The sequence below is a fragment of the Klebsiella sp. F11 genome (assembly GCF_056712265.1).
Genome location: NZ_CM160060.1, coordinates 108,104 through 130,094, shown reverse-complemented (window position 1 = coordinate 130,094; position 21,991 = coordinate 108,104). Strand labels below are relative to the sequence as shown.

Here is a 21,991-nt window from a genome sequence, read left to right as displayed (position 1 = left end):
CTACCCTGCGATCTCTCTGGCCAGTTCTGTTAAATCGAAATGATTCATCCGATCTACGGTCGTTAAATAATCGGCGGGAAGAGCGTCCACGCCGTGGAATGCGCCGGAGATCGCCCCAACCATGGTGGCGACGGTATCAGTATCATTGCCGATATTAACGCCGGAGATAATAGCATCTACGGCAGAATTCGGACAACACGCGAACAGGCCGAAGGCGGCTGGCACGGCTTCGCTGACGTGCAGCCCGCTGCCGATAATATCGGCCAGTTCCACCACCGCCGTTTCCCAGTGGCGATGCCGCTTGCCGATCGCCGCGGCCAGCTCAATGCGCCGGGCGACGGACGGCCCGGCGACCATCATCGCGCCCTGCGCTTCTGCCAGCAGATAGCCCCGCTGCGCGCCGTAAACCCCCGCCGCGATAATGCTGTCGGCATCGGTCTGCGCCCTTAGCGCTTCGCTGGTCGCCGCCGCCATCGCCGCCGCGCCGGACATCGCCAGCACGTTGTTGTGCGTAAAGCGGCAAATCTGCAGCGCGCAGTCAATCGCCGCGTCGAGATTGCCGGGATGCAGCACCGCCGCGGGCCAAATCTTCATCGCCGCGCCGTTCGTCGCCTCGGCGTTGCCCTTATTAATAATCTGTACGGACTGCTTTTCGCCCTCCAGCTCGCCCTGCAAAGAGGCGCGGGTATCGTTAAATATCGCCTTCATCGCCGCCCGGGTGGTGGGGCCGGTAAAGTTGGCGTAGTAGGGGTAAGCCAGCCATTGCTGGAACGCCTCGCGCATCGCCGCGTCGCTGACCTCCCGCCGATGGCGCAGCAGCGCCTCCATAATGTACTTCGCCTGGATAAAGTCATCGGTACACATCCCGGCCTCGTTGCAGCGGCCAAAGGTGTCGGCGGGAGGCTGCTGAAAGGTGGTGACCCAGCCGCCAAAATAGTCCTTTATTTGCTGCTGAGTTCGCACTTCCGTCGCCGCGCCCATCGCGTCCGCCGCAGCGGCGCCAACCAGGCATCCCAGTATTTTGTTTTGCTCAACGTGCATGATGACTCCTTATTTCACGGTCATGGCTTGTTCCAGCGCGTGGCTGGAGAGAAAAGTGTTTAGCTGGTCGGGGAACGGCAGCGCGGTCATCGCCCCTTTCGCCGTTACCGCCATCGCGCCGCAGGCGTTAGCCTGCCGAATAGCGGCGGCCAGCAGCGCGGCGTCCCAGCGGTCAGCCTGCGCGAGGGTGTGAAGCAGGCCGCCGACAAAAGCGTCGCCGGCGCCGGTGGTATCGACGACCTCAACGCGGGGAGCGGGAAACCACCGCTCGCCCTCGGGGCTCACCAACAGCGCGCCCTCGGCGCCTAATGAGATCACGGTGGTGTCGCAGCCCAGATCGCGCAGGTAGTAGCGGGCGTCCTGCCAGCGGCCGGCGCCGCTCAGCTGGCAGAGCTCATCGGCAGAGACTTTGCAGATGGAGGCAAGCGCCGCGGAGCGGGCGATCAGCGCGGGAATTTCGCCGGTATCCCGCCACATCTTGCTGCGTAAATTGACGTCGAACAGCACGTAGCCGCCGGCCTCGCGCGCTCTTTTCGCCCCTTCCAGGCACGCCTCCCGCGCCGGCTGGTCCGTTAGCCCTATCGAGCTGAAGTAAAACCACTCGTGCGGGCGGAACGATGGCAGATCCGCCGGCGACACGTAGGTATCGGCCCCGGGGTGCACCAGATAGGTGAAGCTGCGCTCCCCGTCGGCCGCCAGGTTGACGATCAGCACCGCGCTGGTCAGCGCCGCATCGTGCCTCAGGTATGAGACATCCACGGCGTTATCCTGAAACACCTGGCGCAGGAAGCGCCCCGCATCATCGTCCCCGAGGCATCCGATAAAGCCGCACCGCCCTCCCAGCCTGGCGACGCAGACGCTGACATTCGCCGAGGCGCCGCCGGGACACTTCAGGTAGCTGTCCTGCCTTTCCGCAACCAGGTCAACGGAGGCATCGCCGATAACCCAGACCTTATTCATGGCGTTCATCTGCGCCTCCTTATGCCTGCCGCTGCGCCAGCTGGTGCTGAATATCGCGGTAGTAGTGGTTATTGATCAGATACTTTTTCATCAGCAGGCCCACCGCCAGGTGGAACAGCGCCGGGATTAACGTCATCATCAGCGCAATGCCGGTCAGCGAACGGGCGCTCTGCTCAACGTCGGCCTGATAGCCAAAGTGGCTCAGCAGGAAGCCCAGTACCCCGCCCGCTATCCCCATGCCGAACTTCTGGAAGAAGAGAATGCCGCCAAACGCGAGGCCGGAGACGCGGAGCCCGGTTTTCTTTTCTCCGTAATCCACCGCCTCGGCGATAGATGACCAGAACACCGGCATTTGCATGTCGCAGAAGAAGTTGATGAGAAAATAGAAGGCAAACGCCAGCGCGAGGTTTTCACGGCCGACGAAGAAGTACATCAGTGCGCTGAGGACGAAAGTCGTCAGCTGGGTATAGCGGAACATCTTAATTTTGTCCCAGAAGCGGGTGACCCAGGTGGTGGCGACCATCGCCAGAATCGAGGCGACGACGCCGGTGGTCAGGAAGGGCGAAATCAGGCTATCGCCGCCGTTCAGGTAGTATTTCGCGTAGTAGGCGGCGACGGAGCCGCGGATCACGTAGCCGCACATCAGCAGTAAAATAACCGCGCCGAGGATAAGCCACTGATCGTTACGCAGCAGATACTTAAACTGCTTGCCGACGGAGAGAGAGGTAATTTCCGGGAGGCTGCGTTCGCGGGTGGTGAGGAAGCAGAAGATAAACAGCAGCGCGCCCATAGCGCCCATCAGCCCCATCGAAAACTGGTAGCCCAGGGCCTTGTTGCCCTGCCCCAGCCAGACGGCCAGCATCGGCACCACGATCGTCACTAAAAACGCGGCAATCTTGGTCATAACAAAGCGATAGCCGTTGGCGCTCAGGCGCTCAACGGGGTCATCGGTGATCACGCCAATCATCGAGATGTAGGGAATGGTAATGGCGGTATAGACCAGCGTCATCAGAATATAGGTGCCGTAGGCCCACGCCAGCTTGGCCATATACGCCATATCCGGGGTGATAAACATCAAATAGACGGCAAAGCCAAAAGGCACGGCAAACCACAGCAGCCACGGACGATAGCGCCCCCAGCGGGTATTAAACTTATCGGTCAGGATCCCCATTGCCGGATCGATAATGGCATCGATCAACCGTACGACCACAAACAGCACGCCGACATCCGCGGCGCTCAGGCCATAGATATCGGTATAGAAATAAGCGAGGAGCAGCTGCATAGCAATAATGACAACGTTTATCGCCATATCCCCTGCACCAAAGCCGATTTTTTCCACGATAGAAAGTTTCATGTTGAAATTCCTTTACGCTCAGAAGCGCAAATCTGTCGAACAATTGATGATGACACTACGTGAAATAAAAACGTTTTTATGGATAAGTCATCCAATAAGATGACTATGAGAAGAGTGTAACGATCGCCAAAAAGATATAAAGGTATACCTTTATATCTTTTGATCAAATTCACATTAATTTTACGTATGGATCTACATCCCGGTAGCAACCGGGATGAGAATCAATAAGATACCGGCAGGGCGCCGATGGGGAGAAAACTACCGGGAGGTCAGGATCGCGCAGCTATGGTCCTGAATCTCTTCCGCAGAGGCGCGGTTGAGGGTCAGCAAATTGCGCTCGGTTGCCAGCAGCACCAGTGAACCGTCGCTCTGTTTGGCCATCGCCAGCGCGAAGCGTCCCATATGTTCACGCGCCTCGGGCACCTCTTCCGCCAGCATCAGGAAGGGGCTGCGCTGGGCCAGCTCCGCTTCGGTCACCCGGCGCGCCAGGTATTCATGGCCGAGCAAACCGCCCGGCAGCGGCAGCCAGCGGCTGCTGATCGTCGAAGCCTCGCGGTCCAGCTGGGCGCGAACGTCCTCGCGCAGGCAGGAGATATGAATATGGAGGTGGTTCTGCGTGCGTCCGCTGCGGGAGTTAATCGTCAGCGCAACCGCGTTATCCGCTACCGGCGAGCCGCGACGTTCGCTCATAATTTCCCGCCCTTGCCAGGCCTGCCAGAAGAAGTTTGGCGTCTGAGGGTTGAGCAGGAGCGGGCTCTCGGTGCCGTTAATCCGGTACGTCGGCATCAGCAGATACTGCAGCGGCCCGTTACGGTCTTTAAACAGGACATAGCCGCCTTGCAGATTGACCTCAGCGCAGGGGGACGGGTTTTGCTGCTGCTGTTGGTTGACCACGCACTGCTGCAACACGATGTGCCGCAGCGCATCGGGGTTACCGGAGCGCAGCCAGTACCAGCCGCCCGCCGCTGCCGCCGCAGCAGCCACCGCCAGCCCCAGTAAAAGGTATCGTACTCTTCGCATTATGTTTTCCTGTCTCAGCCAGAACCGGAAGAGTAGCGTAATTTGATGACCAAATGAAAACGCCCGGTGATTAAACCGGGCGTTGAGGGGGGAGGTTAACGCTGACTAATTTGGTCGAAGGTCCCGCCGTTAGAAAAGTGCTCCTTCTGGGCTTTGGTCCAGCCGCCAAACTCCTGGTCGATAGTAAACAGCTTCAGCTTCGGAAACTCGCTGGCATATTTGCTGGCGACGGCCGGATCGCGCGGGCGATAGTAGTTCTTCGCCGCAATCTCCTGGCCTTCCGGAGAGTAGAGATACTTCAGGTAGGCTTCCGCCACCTGGCGGGTGCCTTTTTTATCGACCACCTTATCCACGACGGAAACGGTCGGCTCGGCCAGAATCGATTCGCTCGGGGTGACGATCTCAAACTTGTCTTTACCCAGCTCGTTTGCCGCCAGCAGGGCTTCGTTTTCCCAGGCAATCAGCACATCGCCGATCCCACGTTCAACGAAGGTATTCGTTGAGCCGCGGGCGCCGGAATCCAGCACTTCGACGTTTTTAAACAGCGCCTTCACGAACTCCTGGGCTTTCGCCTGGTCGCCGTTATTCTGGTGCAGGGCGTAGCCCCAGGCCGCCAGATAGTTCCAGCGCGCGCCGCCGGAGCTTTTCGGGTTTGGCGTAATGACCGACACGCCCGGCTTAATCAGGTCGTTCCAGTCATGAATCTGCTTCGGGTTGCCTTTGCGCACGAGGAACACGATGGTTGAAGTATAAGGAGCAGAGTTATCCGGCAGGCGTTTCAGCCAGTTTTTATCGATGCGGCCGCGCTCGGCAATCGCGTCGACGTCATAGGCCAGCGCCAGGGTCACGACGTCAGCTTCAATGCCGTTAATGACCGAGGTCGCCTGCTTGCCGGAGCCGCCGTGAGACTGACGGATCACCACGTTATCGCCGGTTTCCTGCTTCCAGTGCGCGCTGAACGCTTTGTTGTACTGTTCGTACAGCTCGCGCGTCGGATCGTAAGATACGTTTAATAGCTGAATGTCTTTTGCCAGAACGCTGGCGGATGCCAGCAACAGAGTTAACCCCACGCCCCACTTATTCATCGCACCGCTCTCTATATGTCGTGTTGTGATGAACTAAGCGTGCCAGAAAGCGAATCAATGATTAAAGAATAAAAAAAGATTGGCTATAACTTGGGGGAATATACAAAGGAGTAAAACTAACCCCCTCCCGGACAGGAGAGGGCGAGGAGGAGCGGGTTACACTTCTTCCATGCGACCCAGCAGCGCCTGCAGACGATCCTGCCAGCCCTGCTGCTGCTCTCTCAGCTGGCCGTTTTCACGCTCCAGCTCTTCACGGCTATGCTGCGCGCCCTGAACTTCCTGCGCCAGCGAGTTGTTCTTTTCTTTCAGCTCTTCGATTTCCATCTGCAACAGCGTGATGGTATCAATCGCCTGCTGTACTTTTGACTCTAACTTCTCAAACACTTCTAATGACATCGTCATACCTCTCCTGAACTTGCAAGGCGTTGATAGAAACCGTCCGTTTCGTATACGCGTTGACGCCTTAACGAAAATAAGCGCACTACAGTGGTGATGCAGTCGATTGTATGAATCCCCGCCTTCCCTGTCCAGCGACAACCCGCGCAGATTGCGGTTTGCAACACTTTTCAGCCTTTACCTGGCTTATTCGGCGCTTATCGCCGTCGCTTCTCCGGCAATTGTTAATCATTGGGTTAGCGCTGCGCGGCCGTAAACGCTCTTTAATGTGCTACAACACGCGTTTGTGGCGCGAAAACGCTCATTTTCTTGAGCTGGCACACACATTTTGAGTTCGATATTTCTCGTTTTTGTTCGTTAACGATAAATTAACACTATGCCTACATGGCAGCGTGGTCGACGACGACCTTCATACTTACAATAATCACCACTTTGTTTCAGGATTCGATTATGAGCCAAACATCAACACTAAAAGGCCAGTGCATCGCAGAGTTCCTCGGTACCGGGTTGTTGATCTTTTTCGGCGTTGGGTGCGTCGCTGCGCTCAAAGTCGCGGGAGCCAGCTTCGGTCAATGGGAAATCAGCATCATCTGGGGTCTGGGCGTCGCGATGGCGATTTACCTGACCGCGGGCGTGTCCGGTGCTCACCTTAACCCGGCGGTTACCATCGCGCTGTGGCTGTTCGCCTGCTTTGACGGACGTAAAGTTGTTCCTTTTATCGTTGCGCAATTCGCTGGCGCCTTTTGCGCTGCGGCATTAGTTTACGGGCTTTATTACAATCTTTTCCTCGATTTCGAACACTCGCATAATATGGTGCGCGGTAGCGTCGAAAGTCTTGACCTGGCAGGTATTTTCTCCACTTACCCGAACCCGCATATCAACTTCATGCAGGCCTTTGCGGTAGAAATGGTGATAACCGCTATCCTGATGGGCGTGATTCTGGCGCTGACCGACGACGGCAACGGCATCCCGCGCGGCCCGATGGCGCCGCTGCTGATTGGCCTGTTAATCGCCGTCATCGGCGCATCGATGGGCCCGCTGACCGGCTTTGCGATGAACCCGGCGCGCGATCTTGGGCCGAAAACGTTCGCCTGGCTTGCCGGCTGGGGTGAGGTCGCCTTCACCGGCGGCAAAGATATTCCCTATTTCCTGGTGCCGTTGTGCGCGCCGGTGGTCGGTGCCGCTCTGGGCGCGTTCGGCTATCGCAAGCTGATTGGCCGCCACTTGCCCTGCGACATCTGCGAAGTCGAGGAGAAGGACGTCACGTCCACCTCAACGACGCAATCCAAAGCTTCGCTGTAATCTGACTACGAGACTCATACTATGACCGACAAAAAATATATCGTTGCGCTCGACCAGGGCACCACCAGCTCCCGGGCCGTAGTGATGGATCACAATGCCAATATCGTCAGCGTTTCTCAGCGTGAATTTGAGCAAATTTATCCCCGGCCGGGCTGGGTCGAACACGACCCGATGGAGATTTGGGCCTCGCAAAGCTCCACGCTGGTAGAAGTGCTGGCAAAAGCGGATATCAGCTCCGACGAGATCGCCGGCATTGGCATCACCAACCAGCGTGAAACCGCCATCGTCTGGGAACGTGAAACCGGCAAACCGATTTATAACGCCATCGTCTGGCAGTGCCGCCGCACCGCCGAGATCTGCGAGCAGCTCAAGCGTGACGGCATGGAAGAGTATATCCGTCAGGTCACCGGGCTGGTCGTTGACCCGTACTTCTCCGGCACCAAGGTGAAGTGGATCCTCGATCACGTTGAGGGCTCGCGCGAACGCGCTAAGCGCGGCGAGCTGCTGTTCGGCACCGTGGACACCTGGCTGGTGTGGAAAATGACCCAGGGCCGCGTGCACGTCACCGACTACACCAACGCCTCGCGCACCATGCTGTTCAATATCCACGATCTGGACTGGGACGACAAAATGCTCGACGCGCTGGATATTCCGCGCGCCATGCTGCCGGAAGTGCGCAAATCTTCCGAGATATACGGCCAGACCAACATCGGCGGTAAAGGCGGCACGCGTATTCCTATCGCCGGCATCGCGGGCGACCAGCAGGCGGCGCTGTTCGGCCAGCTGTGCGTCAAAGAGGGGATGGCGAAAAACACCTACGGCACCGGCTGCTTTATGCTGATGAACACCGGCGAGAAAGCGGTTGCCTCGACCCACGGCCTGCTGACCACCATCGCCTGCGGCCCGCGCGGCGAAGTGAACTACGCCCTGGAAGGGGCGGTCTTTATGGCCGGCGCCTCTATTCAGTGGCTGCGCGACGAGATGAAGCTGATCAACGACGCGTTCGATTCCGAATATTTCGCCACCAAGGTGAAGGATACCAACGGCGTATACGTGGTTCCGGCGTTTACCGGCCTCGGCGCGCCCTACTGGGACCCGTACGCTCGCGGCGCGATCTTTGGCCTGACCCGCGGCGTAAATGCTAACCACATTATCCGCGCAACTCTGGAGTCTATCGCCTATCAGACCCGCGACGTGCTGGAGGCGATGCAGGCTGACTCCGGCATCCGTCTGCACGCGCTGCGCGTCGACGGCGGCGCGGTCGCCAACAACTTCCTGATGCAGTTCCAGTCCGATATTCTCGGCACCCGCGTCGAGCGCCCGGAAGTCCGTGAAGTCACGGCGCTGGGTGCGGCCTACCTGGCCGGTCTGGCGGTCGGCTTCTGGCAGAACCTGGACGAACTGCAGGAGAAAGCGGTGATCGAGCGCGAGTTCCGTCCGGGGATCGAAACCACCGAACGTAACTACCGCTACAGCGGCTGGAAAAAAGCGGTGAAACGCGCCCTGGCGTGGGAAGAGCACGAAGAGTAATCCCGCCGATACGGCCCCGGTAGCGCAGCGCTTGCCGGGGCGACGGCTTCATGCGCAACGTTTTTTCTTCGCCCGGATTAAGGTGCCCGGCACCGCCTCCGGGCCTCTTTTTCGTCCCGCCACACGAATGCCTTTTCCCCACACCTTTTCGGCGGAATTATTTTTCCGTAAACGCTGGCAAACGTTTGCTTTTGCACTATAGTCCGCTAAAATCCCCGCTTTGCCACCTTGGGATTGCTTGTGATGTCCGTGAATACCGCCGAGCCAGAAAATGCGCAACCGGTTGCGCATAAACAAACCAGCGAATTAATCTACCGCCTCGAAGACCGCCCCCCGCTTCCACAAACGCTGTTCGCCGCCTTCCAGCACCTGCTGGCGATGTTCGTCGCGGTGATCACGCCGGCGCTGTTAATTTGCCAGGCTCTGGGTCTTCCCGCCCAGGATACGCAGCACATTATCAGCATGTCGCTGTTCGCGTCCGGCGTGGCATCGGTTATTCAGATTAAGGCCTGGGGACCGGTCGGCTCCGGACTGCTCTCCATCCAGGGCACCAGCTTTAACTTCGTCGCCCCGCTAATTATGGGCGGTACCGCGCTAAAAACCGGCGGCGCCGACGTGCCGACGATGATGGCCGCGCTGTTCGGCACCCTGATGCTGGCCAGCTGCACGGAAATGGTCCTCTCCCGCATTCTGCACCTTGCGCGACGCGTCATTACCCCGCTGGTCTCCGGCGTGGTGGTGATGATTATCGGCCTGTCGCTGATTCAGGTTGGCCTGACCTCCATCGGCGGCGGCTACGCGGCGATGGCCGACCACACCTTCGGCGCGCCGAAAAACCTGCTGCTGGCGGGTATCGTGCTGGGGCTGATTATTATTCTTAACCGTCAGCGCAACCCCTACCTGCGCATCGCTTCGCTGGTGATCGCGATGGCGGCCGGCTACCTGGCGGCCTGGCTGCTCGATATGCTCCCCGCCAATACCGCGCCGACCGACGGCGGCCTGATTATGGTGCCGACCCCGTTCTATTACGGCCTGGGGATCGACTGGAACCTGCTGCTGCCGCTGATGCTGGTGTTCATGATCACCTCCCTGGAAACCATCGGCGATATCACCGCCACTTCCGACGTCTCCGAGCAGCCGGTTTCCGGCCCGCTGTATATGAAGCGTCTCAAGGGCGGCGTGTTGGCCAACGGCCTGAACTCGTTCGTCTCGGCGGTATTTAATACCTTCCCGAACTCCTGCTTCGGCCAGAATAACGGCGTGATCCAGCTCACCGGCGTGGCCAGCCGCTACGTCGGTTTTGTGGTGGCGCTGATGCTTATCGCGCTCGGGCTGTTCCCGGCGGTCAGCGGCTTCGTGCAGCATATCCCCGAGCCGGTGCTCGGCGGCGCGACGCTGGTGATGTTCGGTACTATCGCCGCATCCGGCGTGCGTATCGTCTCCCGCGAGCCGCTGAACCGCCGGGCGATCCTGATTATCGCCCTGTCGCTGGCGGTGGGTCTCGGCGTCTCCCAGCAGCCGCTGATCCTGCAGTTCGCCCCCGACTGGCTGAAGAACCTGCTCTCTTCCGGTATCGCCGCCGGCGGTATTACGGCGATTGTGCTGAATCTGGTCTTCCCGCCAGAGAAAAATTAATCCGGGCCCGCTCCCCGGCCGTGCGCTGCGGCCGGGGCAACTTCACGTATTACGTTCTTCGCTGCTTCACATCCTCTTATTCGCCCATTCCTGTCTTGAGGATTGCGCATAATTCGGGCATAACAGCCTTATGTGCCTCGCTCAGGATGTAAGATCATGAAATTTCCTGGAAAGTTGATTCTCTGGCTGCTGACCGTTCTGCTGGTCGCGATCGTTGCCGCCTGGTTCCTGCTACAGACCCACTGGGGCGCGCGTCAGGCCAGCGCCTGGCTGAGCGACGGCACCGGCTGGCAGGTCTCCTTCGATGCGATGGATCACGACTTCTCGGCGCCTCTCCACCTGCGGCTGCAAAACGTGACGTTCGGTCGCGACGGTAAGCCGCCGACGCTGGTCGCCAAAACGGTGGATATCGGCTTCAGCTCCCGCCAGTTCAGCGATCCGCTGCATGCCGATGAGATTGTGCTCAGCGACGGGACGTTAAACCTCTCCCCCTCCTCCGCCTCTTTGCCTTTTGCCGCCGATAGCCTGCAGCTGCGCAATATGGCGTTCAACAGCCCGGAAACCGGCTGGGACCTGAGCGCGCAGCGGGTAACCGGCGGAGTCAGCCCGTGGGCGCCGGAAGCGGGCAACGTGCTGGGGAAAAAAGCGCAGATTCAGATGAGCGCGGGTTCGCTGACCCTCAACGGGGTTGAGGCCAGCAACGTCCTGATTCATGGTGCTATCGATAATGGCGAAGTCACGCTCTCTACCCTCGGCGCCGACGTTGCCCGCGGAACGCTAACCGGCAACGCTAAACGCAGCGCCGACGGCAGCTGGCTGGTTGATAATCTGCAGCTGAATGAAACCCGCCTGCAGAGCGATAAAGCGCTGGCTGACTTCTTCGCTCCGCTGACCACCGTCCCTTCGCTGCAAATTGGCCGCCTCGACGTCACCGATGCCAGCCTACAGGGAACCGACTGGGCGGTCACCGGCCTGGACCTCAGCCTGCGCAATCTGACCCTGAGCCACGGCGACTGGCAGAGCGAGGACGGTACCCTGTCGATGAACGCCAACGAATTCATTAACGGCTCGCTGCACTTCCTCGATCCTATCCTGAACGCCGAATTCTCGCCGCAGGGTATCGCCCTGCGTCAGTTTACCTCGCGCTGGGAAGGCGGGATGGTGCGCACCTCCGGCCGCTGGCTGCGCGACGGCAAGGCGCTGGTGCTGGATGACACCGCCTTTGCCGGGCTGGAATATACCCTGCCGGAAAACTGGAAACAGCTGTGGATGGAGCCGCTGCCGACGTGGCTGCAGAGCCTGACGCTGAAGAAATTCGGCGCCAGCCGCAACCTGGTTATCGATATCGACCCGCAGTTCCCGTGGCAGGTCACCGCCCTCGACGGCTACGGCGGCGAGCTGCAGCTGGTGAAGGATCGGCGCTGGGGCGTATGGAACGGCAGCGCAACGCTCAACGCCGCCGCCGCCACCTTTAACCGCGTTGACGTCCGGCGCCCGTCGCTTAAGCTCAGCGCCAACGCCTCAACGGTCAATATCAACGAACTTAGCGCCTTTACCGAGCGCGGTATTCTGCAGGCCACCGCCGCGGTGTCGCAGCTCCCCCAGCGCCAGGTTAACCTCAGCCTGAACGGGCGCGGCGTACCGTTAAGCGTCCTGCAGGCGTGGGGCTGGCCCGCGCTGCCGGTTTCCGGTGACGGTAACTTCCAGCTAACCGCCAGCGGCAGCGTGCTGGCCGATGCGCCGCTCAGGCCGACGGTTAACGGCCAGCTCAGCGCGACCAATATGGAAAAACAGCAGGTTGCGCAGGTGATGCGCAGCGGCGAGGTAAGCGGCACCCAGCCCGCGTCTGTCGCTCCTTAATTTCCTCGTCCTCCAGCCTTCTCCCTGCCGGGAGAAGGCCTCGCCATATTTCCCGCCCCTGAAACCTGTTGCCATTTTGCGGCTGTTTGTACCTATTTCCCGCAACATGTTCCTTTCAAAATGCAGAATTGCTATAACCAAAACGCTGGAAGTAAAAAATAATTAAAGTCCCTGTACCTACAAAAATAAAAGGAACAACTATGTCCGCAATACGTCAACATGCGCTGGAGAATATGCAAAAATTCTCCAGAGCGATGATCGGTGCTGTATTGTTCTTGCCGGTCATCGGTTTAATTCTGGCACTCAGTTCTGTCTTAACCAACCCAACATTAATTTCCGAAACCAGCTTTTTACATCAGCTTGGCCAGCTGCTCGGCGATACCTTCTGGCCATTATTCGGCAATCTCGGATTACTCTTTTGCGTGGGTATTAGCTACGGTCTGGCAAAAGATAAAAAAACGGAAGTGGCGCTGGTTTCGGTCATGTGTTTTATCATGTTCCTGGGGGCCAACCACTCATGGCTGGAGCATACTCACGGCATTGCCGAAAAAATTAACGGTGAATATTACGGCACCGGCCAGACGCAGCTCTTAGGGTTTGTCGTCGTCGATATGGGAGTATTCCTCGGCATTATTCTCGGCTGCACCATCGCCTGGGTACATAATAAAGTCTCCACCATTGAGCTACCCGGCGCGCTGTCGATGTACGGCGGCGCGAAGCTGACCCTGGTGGCCATGACGCCCGTCATCATTTTCTACGCCATCGCCTTCACCTGGATCTGGCCGTTTATGACCCACGGCATCGCGGCGTTAACCGGGTTTATGAAAAACGCCGGCGTCGCGGGCGTCTTCGTCTACGGTTTCTTTGAAAAATTCCTCATCCCCACCGGCCTGCACCATTTCGTGTGGTCGCCGTTCCAGCTGACGCAGATCGGCGGCACGCTGAACGTTGACGGCCAGGTCGTTTCCGGCACCCAGGCGATTTTCCTCGCCTATATGCGCCATCCGGATCTCACCCCGGTGATGAACGACGCCCTGCGCTTCTCCCAGCAGGGGATGACCACGATTTTCGGCCTGGCCGGCGCCTCTCTGGCGTTTTACCACACCGCGAAGCCTGAGAAGAAAATGCTGGCTAAGGCGATTCTGCTGCCCGCCATTATCACCTCAATGCTGACCGGGATTACCGAGCCCATTGAGTTCACCTTCCTGTTTGTTTCGCCGCTGCTGTGGGTGATTCACGCCACGTTAACCGCCGCATCCCAGGCAATTTGCGACATCTTTACCGTTCGCCCGTGGGGCGCATCCGGGCTGATCGAATTCCTGATTTATAACCTGCCGCTGCCGGTTTCGTTAACGCGCTGGCCCGGCTACGTGCTGATCGGCATCGGGCAGTTTGCCGTCTACTACGTTATTTTCCGCACCCTGGTAGTAAAACTGAATTTAAAAACCCCGGGCCGCGAAGACGACGAAAATGTGAAGCTATATAGCAAAGCGGACTATCGTAAAAAAATGAACGATAAGTCGGCGGTCACCGATGAAATTATTAATGGCTTAGGCGGCAAGGATAATATTATTTCCATTGATAACTGCTTCACCCGCCTGCGGGTTGCAATTAAAAATATGCAACTGGTTGACGACGATATATTGAAAAGCACCGGTGCCAATGGCGTCGTACGCAACAGAAATGAAGTACAGGTTATTTATGGCGTCAAGGTGGGACAGGTTCGTTCCCGGGTTGATAGCTGGCTCGCAGAAAATTAATCAGGAGTTATTTATGAAATTAACCGTATTAGGCGGGGGCGGCGTTCGCTCCGCGTTCCTGGCAAAATCACTGGCTTATAACGCGCACCGCATTGGCTTAACGGAAGTGGTATTTCTCGACAGCTCCGCTGATAACCTGGCCATCTTTGGCGAGATCGCCCGCTACGTCTTTCAGGCTATCCGCCCGGATATTCACTTTAGCGTTACCCGCGACCCGGTCGCCGCGCTGACGAATACCAACTACGTTATTACCACCCTGCGGGTCGGCGGCGACGAGAGCCGTATTCGCGATGAGCGCATTGCGCTTGAGCATAATACTTTAGGCCAGGAAACCACCGGCGCCGGCGGTTTTGCCATGGCGATGCGCTCGATTCCGGCGATTCTGGACTACTGCCGGCTCATCGAAGAGCACGCCGCCGAGGACGCGATCCTGTTTAACTTCACCAATCCGTCAGGGCTGGTGACCGAGGCGATTATCAAGTCCGGCTTTAAGCGCCGGGTGTACGGTATCTGCGATGCGCCATCGGAGCTGATTCGCGAACTGCCGGAGATCCTCGGCTGCGACGAGCGTGACCTTGGCGTCGAGTGCTACGGCCTGAACCACTTCTCGTGGTTTACCCACTTCACGGTGCGCGGAGAGGACGTGACCGAGCGCCTGATCGCCAGCCCGGACCTCTATCGTAAAACGGCGATGCAGTACTTCTCGCCCGAGCTGGTTGAACTGTGCGATAAGCAGCTGCTGAACGAATATCTCTACTATTACTACTACCGCGAAGTGGCGTTAAAAGCGATTCAGGAAGCGCCGGAAACCCGCGGGGAGCAGATCGCCCGCATCAACCGCGATATGCGCGATGAGCTGCAAACCGTTGACGTACAGGCCAATCCGGAGGCGGCGTTCAATATCTGGATGAAGCACTACCTGCGCCGGGAAAACAGCTATATGCAGAATGAGTCGCAGCAGGAGAAGTTCCATACCCGCGAGCCGCTCACCCTGCAGCAGTTTATCGAAGAGCCGGATACCGGCGGCTACGCGGGCGTAGCGCTGGATATTCTGGAAGCGGTCAACAGCACCACCACCAAGCGTATCGTAGTGTCGATATCCAACAACGATACCCTCGACTTCCTGCGCCCGGACGACGTGATTGAGATTAGCTGCGATCTGAGCAAAGACGGCCTGAAGCCGGTCACCCCGGCGCACGTGCCGACGGCGCAGAAGAACATGATCGCCAGCGTCAAAGAGTATGAGCGCCTGGCGGTGGCGGCGATCCTGCAGCGGGATAAGTCGCTGGCGATACGGGCGCTGATGGCCCATCCGCTGGTCGGCTCCTGGTCGCTGGCGCAGAAGCTGGTTAACGCCTACCTCGACGATAAGCTGGTTGCCGACTGGCGGTAGTCTCCGCCGGCCTCCGGGCTGCAGCCTCAGCGCCGCAGCCCGGAAGCGCTGCGGCGCCGCGTCTAAGGGGCATCGCCCGTATTCCCTTTTGAAGTCTGGATAAACCACATCTTCAGGAAGCGCTCAAAGCCTAATATGCAGTAGCCGAAAAACGGGTTGCTCCAGTAAATATCATCATCAAACTTCTGCGGGTCGTGAATAATAAACGCGGTATCCGCCGCCTGGGCCAGCGGGCTTTGATAGTCGCCGGTAAAGCAGACCAGGTTAATCTCTTTCCCCTCCAGCGCCTTCACCCAGTTTAACGCCGAGCTGCTGCGCCCCGATTTAGAAATTATCCAGATCGAGTCGAATTTGGCGGCGTTTTTTTGCTCAAGAATTTCATAATCCGGCCACAGCGCAAGGCTGGCGTTTACGCCGGTCACCAGAAACTTATTATAAATATATTGCGCAATCAGCTGCGAGAAGCCGCTGCCGTGAACCAGAATGCGGTGCTGCTGCAGGCTTTCCAGCAGCGGGGTGATCTGCTCCGCCGGCAGAATGCTCATATAGTCGATGTCGTTGGTGACATCGAGCTTAGGCATGGTGATATTGAATTTAATAAAATAGACCAGCTCCAGCCAGCCGCTGAACTTGAGCTTCTTTGCCAGACGCACCAGCGAAGAGGGGTTGCTGTAGCAGCGCTCGGCGACGGCGCGGATCCCCTCCCGCACGCAGCGTTCAGGATCGTGCTGAATAGAGCGCAGGACGGTCATTTCCGTTTTGCTCAGCTTAACGTCACGAAAGATGTTTTCTAAATCCATTCCGGGCTCCTCTCAGCGGCAGAGTACGCTACCACCGAACGGCAAAACTGTCTGTGGCGTGAGTCACCGGAATGAAACAGAAATTACTTTTTTAGAATAAATGGAATAAAAAAACCTTTTACCGCCGCGGCATCGGGCGTGGTTAGCAAAAAAGCGGCGCCGTTGTCCCTCCATCGGAGCGGCGCTTCAGGCTTTTCTTAACTCCAGCGGCGTCGTGCGCAGCATCTTTCCGGGCGTTTGCGAGGGGATAATCGACGCGAGAACCCCGCCGAAGGGGAGATTGCGCTAACGCGCGGGAATGTAAAAAAGTGTAAGCCACGGATTTTGAAGGGATTTGACCAGGAGTGTTCTGTAAAGTCCAGTTTTAACAGTAAAAAAGTGCGTTTAGGTATGTGGTAAATGCCTGAAAGTAGCTATAATGCGCCCCGCCTCCATGTAGCAATCGAGGCGCGGAAGATCGTCATCTCCGGTGAGGTGGCTGGACTTCAAATCCAGTTGGGGCCGCCAGCGGTCCCGGGCAGGTTCAACTCCTGTGATCTTCCGCCAGTTGCTCCGCTGCTATCCTAGAACGTCTAAAAATCCCTTTATTTTAAATACATATAGAAAATCCCTCATCCGTAATCGTCTGACAAGTTCTCCCTGAATCCATGAAAAATATATAGTGATGTGTATAGATTTTTATACACATTTTTGACTTATACACATGGCACTTACAGACATACAAATCAGACGAGCAAAGGCTCAAGACAAGCGCTACATATTGAATGACGGACAAGGCTTATCGTTACTCGTCAATCCAGACGGTTCAAAGGGCTGGTGCTTCCGCTTTCGTTTTGCCGGTAAAGCAAGGCTAATGTCATTTGGTAGCTACGCCTCGCAGAAGCACGAGAGAAACGAGATACGGCCCGTAAACAGGTCACAAATGGCATTGATCCAGTCGAAGAACGTAAAGCCCAAAAGCTGGCACAGCAACTCTCAACAGAGAATTCATTCGAAGCCATATGTCGAGAATGGCACGCCAACAAAGCTGACCGCTGGACAGTGGCCTATCGCGAAGAAATCATTAAGACATTCGAGCAAGATGTGTTCCCGTTCATTGGTAAACGTCCTATCAGTGAAATCAGACCGTTAGAACTGCTTGAAGTATTGCGACGAATAGAGAAGTGTGGAGCACTAGAGAAAACGCGTAAGGTGCGTCAGAGGTGCGGTGAGGTTTATCGCTACGCAATCATAACTGGCCGTGCTGAATACAATCCTGCGCCTGATTTAGCCATCGCTCTAGCCGTTCCTAAGCAAAAACATCATCCATTTCTATCTGCCGAAGAATTGCCTCATTTTATTCGGGATCTCGAAGCGTATACCGGTAGCATCATCACCAAAAATGCTACGAAGATAGTCATGTTGACTGGTGTAAGAACGCAGGAGATGCGCTTTGCTACGTGGGAAGAGGTTGACCTTGAGAAAGGTATATGGGAAATCCCCGCTGAACGTATGAAAATGCGTAGGCCTCACATTGTTCCACTATCTACTCAGGTGCTCGATTTATTCAAGCAGCTCAAGCCATTAACCGAACATTATCCCTATATTTTTATTGGTAGGAATAACCGTAGCAAATCTATCTCTAAAGAAAGCGTGTCACAAGTGATTGAATTACTAGGTTACAAAGGACACGCAATAGGTCACGGATTTAGACATACGATGTCGACAATTTTGCATGAACAAGGATTTGATAGTGCATGGATTGAAATGCAGTTAGCACATGTAAATAAGAACAGTATTCGTGGAACATACAATCATGCACAATATATTGAAAATCGAAAAACAATGTTGCAATGGTATAGTGATAAACTAAAGGGAGTACAACTCCCTTATCATTTACTTGACATTGTTATAGCTCATAAGATCTTGTTCCAATCGCTCGCTATTGTAGTATTTGTCCTCGTTAAAGGCTATTATCTGACCATCATTTCTAAACCAATATTTCTTTATACCACTATTCACTTCGATCGCGTACTTCATGAATTCATCCCACTTTAATTCTAAAACAACCAAATTATCACTTAGCGATTCAAGATTTCCATCTGGGAATAATTCATTGTAATAGTAAAGCTTAGCATAGTGCGATTTATTTATTCTTCTCAAATTAAGGTGATGATTTCTTTTTTCCAGTCTACCTGTTAACGCATTAAAAACATGATAAGCAATAAAAAACCTATGTAACTCTTCATCCGTAAGTCTCAATTTTGACAAAGAGTTTTTCTGGAATAATTTCTTTTGCGATCCTTGGTTAATATGACCATTCGCAGAAAAATAGATGCGGAGAAAAAGATTTCGCTCTATCACTTGATAAGATTCGATATAACCACTTTTCAAACCATCTGCAAATTCGCCTCTTTTCCTTTCATATAGTAAACCATATTTATCAAACACTATTTTTTGTACTTTCTGATGAATTGAATCATTTGCGAAACGATCCGCATTAATAACAGGAGTTTGCTTATTGGTCGTCTCTGAGATAGCATCAATTAACTCTAACTTGTCGGTATGACTATCATTATCAATTAATGTTATAACCTTTAGTAAAACTTCTTTACCATCAAATATTGCCTCAACATCATTATCTATATTCTCCTCATAAATCCTACTGAGGATATACGAGGTCTGCCCACCATTTATTATCTGAGGATTCTTAACGCTTAATTGTGCTTTATTTTTCTGGCCAATCCTTTCATTGATATATGTTTCATCGAAAATCATTGTTATTCCATTATTATACAATGCGAACTCATTTGTTTCGCTTCCAAGAATTGTCTTTCTTATTGAGTTATTAACAATTTGCCCCTCCAACTCCAAGTAACTTCTCGGATTGTATTTTAAAATTGAATTTTTATATTTACTCATTATTTTAGCGATTTCAATAACAGGGGCAAACAAAACTGTTATCTCACAATCACTAACTTTTGTTTTTACGGTATAACTAATCTTGCTACCTGCATTTTTATTAGATAAATCCATTGGTATACATATATCATGCGCAGTGAACAATGTTCCGGACACTACAGGAAATACTAATTCACTGTAAGTTCGTGTATAGTCGAAAACTATCGAAGCGTATCCATCAGTTATACTCAATAAACTTCAAAGTGCAGATTGTTTCAGGGAGCCACATTAAGTCCTGCAGATGAAAATATTTATTTTTGACTTTATTGAGTATTTTAACCTTGGTCTTTATTATCAGCAGCCATTAACTCCAGCAGATTTCCATCAGGATCCCGAAAGAAAACAGATTGTGATGGCTGACCTGAACTCGTTTCACGGGGCACCGGGCCATGGATTATTTCGATATCGTTTTTCTCAAGTAGCTCTAACACGCTGAGAATTGTCCCTCCCCACCGGAAGCATAAATCAGCACTCCCTGGCATTGGCCTTTTAGCTACAAGTTCCACGCCATTCTCAACCTGATGTAAACTCAGGACAATATCACCCAGCGATACCTGCCTTACAAGCAGTTTCCCAAAGGGGGCGTACTCTGCATGAATTTTTGCACCAAACAATTTATCGTAAAAACAGTAAGATACTTCAAGGTCGGCAACAGTTATTGCAACATGATCAATGAGAGTTATTTTGTTCACAGGTGAACACCTTACGCTATACGTCGTTATGTCTCTGACACGGAACTGAGCACCTGAAAATTGTCGTTGATACGACAGCCCAGTTTCTGCCCCAGTTCCGGCAGGGTTCGTTCAAAAAATCCTCTTATCGCGTCCCTGAAGGCTTTCGCTGACGCAAAATACCGGTTATTCCGCACATGCTCATTCATCACCTTCCACAACCGTTCTGTCGGGTTCAGGTTCGGGCTGTACGGCGGCAGATAATGCAGTTCAATATTCATCACGAAGGCCCAGTCCTTAACCAGCGATGCCCGGTGATAAGGCGCACCGTCCAGTATCAGATGCACTTTCTGCGACACCGGATAAGTCTGGCGAACTGCAATAAAAAAACGGCAGATAGCATCCGCATTAATCTGCGGATAATCACGGGTCACCGTCCGGGCCAGGTCGTTCACGCTGAGGGCGCTGATGATGTTCAGGCGGGTCCGGCTCCCGGTGGTTTTCACCGCTTTCAGTTCCCCCTTTCTTATCCAGCCACAGCTCAGCTTCGTTGACTGCGTCGGATGTACCGCATCCATAAACAGAATGGGTTCGCTGTCACCGGCAGCCTGCTTCAGCGCTTCATAATGCGTCATGAACTGCTGCTGTTGTGCCGGGCAGAACTTATGGGGAATACCTGACGGTTTTTTCCAGGTGAACCCGTTGCGGTGAAGCCACTTATTCATACCCGGAATGCTGTAGCGCACACCGAAGCGGTCACGGACAAGCGACACGATACTGGCCGTCGTGATGTGAACAGTGTCAGTCAGAAGCTGACGAAGTTCGGCAGACTCCCCGGGAGTCAGATGCTCCTGCGAACCGCCGTTATCAGAGGTGAGCTTACCGTCGCTGAGATAATCCGATAGATGACGCAGAACCGTGGTCTCATGAATGAGCTGAGACTGCGCAATCATGGCAGGAGACCAGCCCTGAGCAGAAAGCAGCACGCAGCGTATCCGGTCGCAGACACGGCGGTCACGACTCTGCCGGTGCTGAGCCTCAAGGGCGGCAATCTGTGCGGAGGTCAGTTTTACGTTCATGGCCTGAGCATGATCCTCAGCACCGACGAAATCAAGCAGTTTCAATGATCACGGGTATAGTTTCTTTAAACGATTCTGAGGTATGTCCTTTAAATTAGCCAAAATTATAATCTTATAAGAATACCTAGCAATATCTGACAACTCACTTATTTCTCTTTGTAGTTGTTTGATTTTCCCATTATATGAATTACCATTATCATCACGATCATTCCCACCGAGTATATTATCAACATCCATACAAAGTATTTCATCGTAGGATATGTCCTTTGACTCAAAGTTATCTTTAGTTGTTCTGAATTTAGACTGTATTATATAAATATGCTTGGATTCATTATCGATATAATATCCATCTATTCCACCATCATAACTTCCGTCAGTTATAAACCTTTCTCGCTCAACAAAACTCATTAATCCAAAGCTTACCTTTAAATACAAGTGAATATATGCTCTTGCTCTAGCGGAATTTACCTTCTCTATATCTGATGAATCGGGCCTATAGGTCTTAGTTTGCTTATCTGGAGCTTCATATCTTATCTTGTCCAAAATACTAACTAGCATCTGATACTTCATAAAATCCTCAACATAATAGTTAATGTGAAGATAAAATAAACATGTGATCTACAAAAATCAATGAAAGCAATCACATGAATGAAAAATTATGACTAGTTTAAAATTCTTGAGCTAGTGAACTTAAAGGCACTGGGAGCGAACATTAAATATCTACATCAGCGCGCAATGCTCTCCCCACCACGCCTGCCCGCTTAAGGAACCGCTTTTAATGCAGGTGCAAAGGTGGCCTCAGGCTGCGCCGCTATCATCCCGCGCCAGCCACGTAACTATCTCTATCACGCCTATCTGGTCTATATGGAATCGCAGGGTTACAAAAATGTGCTCAGTCTGAAAATGTTTGGACTTGGATTGCCGTTAATGCTGAAAGAGTACGGACTGAATTAAGATAAACGACGGACAAATCAGGACATGCAGACCAACCTGACCCTCAGGGAGGAAAGCAACGCTGACTGGCTGCTGAAATGCGGAGAAAGAACGGCGTAATGACCAATTCGAACCGGCGAAAGCCGGTTCTTTACGCCCATTCTTCACCATTAGTGAAGAATATTCGTCACCCCGCACTCACCTATCACCACCTAATGAATTGATTAATAAA

The 21,991-nt window shown here is 54.2% G+C and carries 17 protein-coding genes, 1 tRNA gene and 2 pseudogenes; 9 read left to right on the top strand and 11 right to left on the bottom strand.

Features of this window, described 5'->3' with window-relative positions; genetic code table 11:
- The 6 genes from AC1M2H_RS00735 to zapB all read right to left on the bottom strand — a co-directional run bounded on the left by AC1M2H_RS00735 (position 1) and on the right by zapB (position 5,862).
- Positions 1–1,041, bottom strand: a complete 1,041-nt coding sequence (locus AC1M2H_RS00735; RefSeq protein WP_480149926.1) for an ADP-ribosylglycohydrolase family protein — start codon at positions 1,039–1,041, stop codon at positions 1–3.
- A 9-nt stretch (positions 1,042–1,050) separates the two neighbouring features.
- Entirely contained in the window at positions 1,051–2,010 is a 960-nt protein-coding gene (locus AC1M2H_RS00730) for an aminoimidazole riboside kinase (protein ID WP_480149925.1), read from the bottom strand.
- Positions 2,011–2,020: 10 nt separating this feature from the next.
- On the bottom strand, positions 2,021–3,355 hold the full coding sequence (locus AC1M2H_RS00725) for an MFS transporter (RefSeq protein ID WP_480149924.1): 1,335 nt from the start codon (positions 3,353–3,355) through the stop codon (positions 2,021–2,023).
- A gap of 258 nt (positions 3,356–3,613) precedes the next feature.
- On the bottom strand, positions 3,614–4,375 hold the full coding sequence (locus AC1M2H_RS00720; protein ID WP_480149923.1) for a CDP-diacylglycerol diphosphatase: 762 nt from the start codon (positions 4,373–4,375) through the stop codon (positions 3,614–3,616).
- Positions 4,376–4,470: 95 nt separating this feature from the next.
- Positions 4,471–5,460: a sulfate ABC transporter substrate-binding protein gene (locus tag AC1M2H_RS00715; RefSeq protein WP_480149922.1), complete on the bottom strand. Its 990-nt coding sequence runs from the start codon at positions 5,458–5,460 to the stop codon at positions 4,471–4,473.
- Positions 5,461–5,616: 156 nt separating this feature from the next.
- Positions 5,617–5,862, bottom strand: coding sequence for a septal ring assembly protein ZapB (gene zapB / locus AC1M2H_RS00710; RefSeq protein WP_123709547.1), 246 nt, complete (start codon positions 5,860–5,862; stop codon positions 5,617–5,619).
- Between the two features lie 444 nt (positions 5,863–6,306).
- On the opposite strand from zapB, the gene AC1M2H_RS00705 reads away from it, so the two are divergent.
- From AC1M2H_RS00705 to AC1M2H_RS00680, 6 genes are all read left to right on the top strand, one after another.
- The gene (locus AC1M2H_RS00705; protein ID WP_480149921.1) at positions 6,307–7,158 is read left to right on the top strand and encodes an MIP/aquaporin family protein; all 852 of its coding nucleotides are present in this window, start codon (positions 6,307–6,309) and stop codon (positions 7,156–7,158) included.
- A 21-nt stretch (positions 7,159–7,179) separates the two neighbouring features.
- A complete protein-coding gene (gene glpK / locus AC1M2H_RS00700; protein ID WP_480149920.1) occupies positions 7,180–8,688 on the top strand; it encodes a glycerol kinase GlpK in 1,509 nt (502 codons plus the stop codon).
- A 243-nt stretch (positions 8,689–8,931) separates the two neighbouring features.
- Positions 8,932–10,323: a nucleobase:cation symporter-2 family protein gene (locus AC1M2H_RS00695; RefSeq protein WP_480149919.1), complete on the top strand. Its 1,392-nt coding sequence runs from the start codon at positions 8,932–8,934 to the stop codon at positions 10,321–10,323.
- Between the two features lie 156 nt (positions 10,324–10,479).
- On the top strand, positions 10,480–12,183 hold the full coding sequence (locus AC1M2H_RS00690) for an AsmA family protein (RefSeq protein ID WP_480149918.1): 1,704 nt from the start codon (positions 10,480–10,482) through the stop codon (positions 12,181–12,183).
- Positions 12,184–12,383: 200 nt separating this feature from the next.
- Positions 12,384–13,943, top strand: a complete 1,560-nt coding sequence (locus AC1M2H_RS00685) for a PTS transporter subunit EIIC (protein WP_480149917.1) — start codon at positions 12,384–12,386, stop codon at positions 13,941–13,943.
- Between the two features lie 13 nt (positions 13,944–13,956).
- Positions 13,957–15,336 carry a family 4 glycosyl hydrolase gene (locus AC1M2H_RS00680; protein WP_480149916.1) on the top strand — a complete coding sequence of 460 codons (1,380 nt, stop codon included), beginning with the start codon at positions 13,957–13,959 and terminating at the stop codon, positions 15,334–15,336.
- Between the two features lie 62 nt (positions 15,337–15,398).
- Here AC1M2H_RS00680 and AC1M2H_RS00675 read toward each other — a convergent pair whose 3' ends face one another.
- On the bottom strand, positions 15,399–16,136 hold the full coding sequence (locus tag AC1M2H_RS00675; RefSeq protein WP_480149915.1) for a MurR/RpiR family transcriptional regulator: 738 nt from the start codon (positions 16,134–16,136) through the stop codon (positions 15,399–15,401).
- 451 nt (positions 16,137–16,587) lie between these two features.
- Between AC1M2H_RS00675 and AC1M2H_RS00670 the strand changes: the two genes are divergently transcribed.
- Both AC1M2H_RS00670 and AC1M2H_RS00665 read left to right on the top strand, forming a co-directional pair.
- Positions 16,588–16,682, top strand: a tRNA-Sec gene (locus AC1M2H_RS00670).
- A gap of 157 nt (positions 16,683–16,839) precedes the next feature.
- Positions 16,840–17,987, top strand: a pseudogene (locus tag AC1M2H_RS00665) (tyrosine-type recombinase/integrase); the annotation flags it as partial.
- A gap of 24 nt (positions 17,988–18,011) precedes the next feature.
- Here AC1M2H_RS00665 and AC1M2H_RS00660 read toward each other — a convergent pair.
- The 4 genes from AC1M2H_RS00660 to AC1M2H_RS00645 all read right to left on the bottom strand — a co-directional run bounded on the left by AC1M2H_RS00660 (position 18,012) and on the right by AC1M2H_RS00645 (position 21,396).
- Complete coding sequence (locus AC1M2H_RS00660; RefSeq protein ID WP_480149914.1) at positions 18,012–19,151, bottom strand: AIPR family protein; 1,140 nt, start codon at positions 19,149–19,151, stop codon at positions 18,012–18,014.
- Between the two features lie 200 nt (positions 19,152–19,351).
- The gene (locus AC1M2H_RS00655; RefSeq protein ID WP_480147914.1) at positions 19,352–19,768 is read right to left on the bottom strand and encodes a VOC family protein; all 417 of its coding nucleotides are present in this window, start codon (positions 19,766–19,768) and stop codon (positions 19,352–19,354) included.
- A 26-nt stretch (positions 19,769–19,794) separates the two neighbouring features.
- On the bottom strand, positions 19,795–20,826 hold the full coding sequence (locus AC1M2H_RS00650; protein ID WP_480151833.1) for an IS630 family transposase: 1,032 nt from the start codon (positions 20,824–20,826) through the stop codon (positions 19,795–19,797).
- Between the two features lie 48 nt (positions 20,827–20,874).
- A complete protein-coding gene (locus AC1M2H_RS00645) occupies positions 20,875–21,396 on the bottom strand; it encodes a hypothetical protein (RefSeq protein WP_480149913.1) in 522 nt (173 codons plus the stop codon).
- A gap of 231 nt (positions 21,397–21,627) precedes the next feature.
- Between AC1M2H_RS00645 and AC1M2H_RS00640 the strand changes: the two are divergent.
- Positions 21,628–21,879 (top strand): annotated as a pseudogene (locus AC1M2H_RS00640) (winged helix-turn-helix domain-containing protein); the annotation flags it as partial.
- Between the last annotated feature and the right edge of the window lie 112 nt (positions 21,880–21,991).

Bases quoted from the DNA above. Each gene is read 5' to 3' on its own strand.
- AC1M2H_RS00675 (WP_480149915.1), bottom strand. From the start codon at position 16,136: ATGGATTTAGAAAACATCTTTCGTGACGTTAAGCTGAGCAAAACGGAA.
- AC1M2H_RS00685 (WP_480149917.1), top strand. From the start codon at position 12,384: ATGTCCGCAATACGTCAACATGCGCTGGAGAATATGCAAAAATTCTCC.
- glpK (WP_480149920.1), top strand. From the start codon at position 7,180: ATGACCGACAAAAAATATATCGTTGCGCTCGACCAGGGCACCACCAGC.
- AC1M2H_RS00680 (WP_480149916.1), top strand. From the start codon at position 13,957: ATGAAATTAACCGTATTAGGCGGGGGCGGCGTTCGCTCCGCGTTCCTG.
- AC1M2H_RS00725 (WP_480149924.1), bottom strand. From the start codon at position 3,355: ATGAAACTTTCTATCGTGGAAAAAATCGGCTTTGGTGCAGGGGATATG.
- AC1M2H_RS00690 (WP_480149918.1), top strand. From the start codon at position 10,480: ATGAAATTTCCTGGAAAGTTGATTCTCTGGCTGCTGACCGTTCTGCTG.
- AC1M2H_RS00730 (WP_480149925.1), bottom strand. From the start codon at position 2,010: ATGAACGCCATGAATAAGGTCTGGGTTATCGGCGATGCCTCCGTTGAC.
- AC1M2H_RS00705 (WP_480149921.1), top strand. From the start codon at position 6,307: ATGAGCCAAACATCAACACTAAAAGGCCAGTGCATCGCAGAGTTCCTC.
- AC1M2H_RS00660 (WP_480149914.1), bottom strand. From the start codon at position 19,151: ATGGATTTATCTAATAAAAATGCAGGTAGCAAGATTAGTTATACCGTA.
- zapB (WP_123709547.1), bottom strand. From the start codon at position 5,862: ATGACGATGTCATTAGAAGTGTTTGAGAAGTTAGAGTCAAAAGTACAG.
- AC1M2H_RS00695 (WP_480149919.1), top strand. From the start codon at position 8,932: ATGTCCGTGAATACCGCCGAGCCAGAAAATGCGCAACCGGTTGCGCAT.
- AC1M2H_RS00735 (WP_480149926.1), bottom strand. From the start codon at position 1,041: ATGCACGTTGAGCAAAACAAAATACTGGGATGCCTGGTTGGCGCCGCT.
- AC1M2H_RS00720 (WP_480149923.1), bottom strand. From the start codon at position 4,375: ATGCGAAGAGTACGATACCTTTTACTGGGGCTGGCGGTGGCTGCTGCG.
- AC1M2H_RS00715 (WP_480149922.1), bottom strand. From the start codon at position 5,460: ATGAATAAGTGGGGCGTGGGGTTAACTCTGTTGCTGGCATCCGCCAGC.
- AC1M2H_RS00650 (WP_480151833.1), bottom strand. From the start codon at position 20,826: ATGAACGTAAAACTGACCTCCGCACAGATTGCCGCCCTTGAGGCTCAG.
- AC1M2H_RS00645 (WP_480149913.1), bottom strand. From the start codon at position 21,396: ATGAAGTATCAGATGCTAGTTAGTATTTTGGACAAGATAAGATATGAA.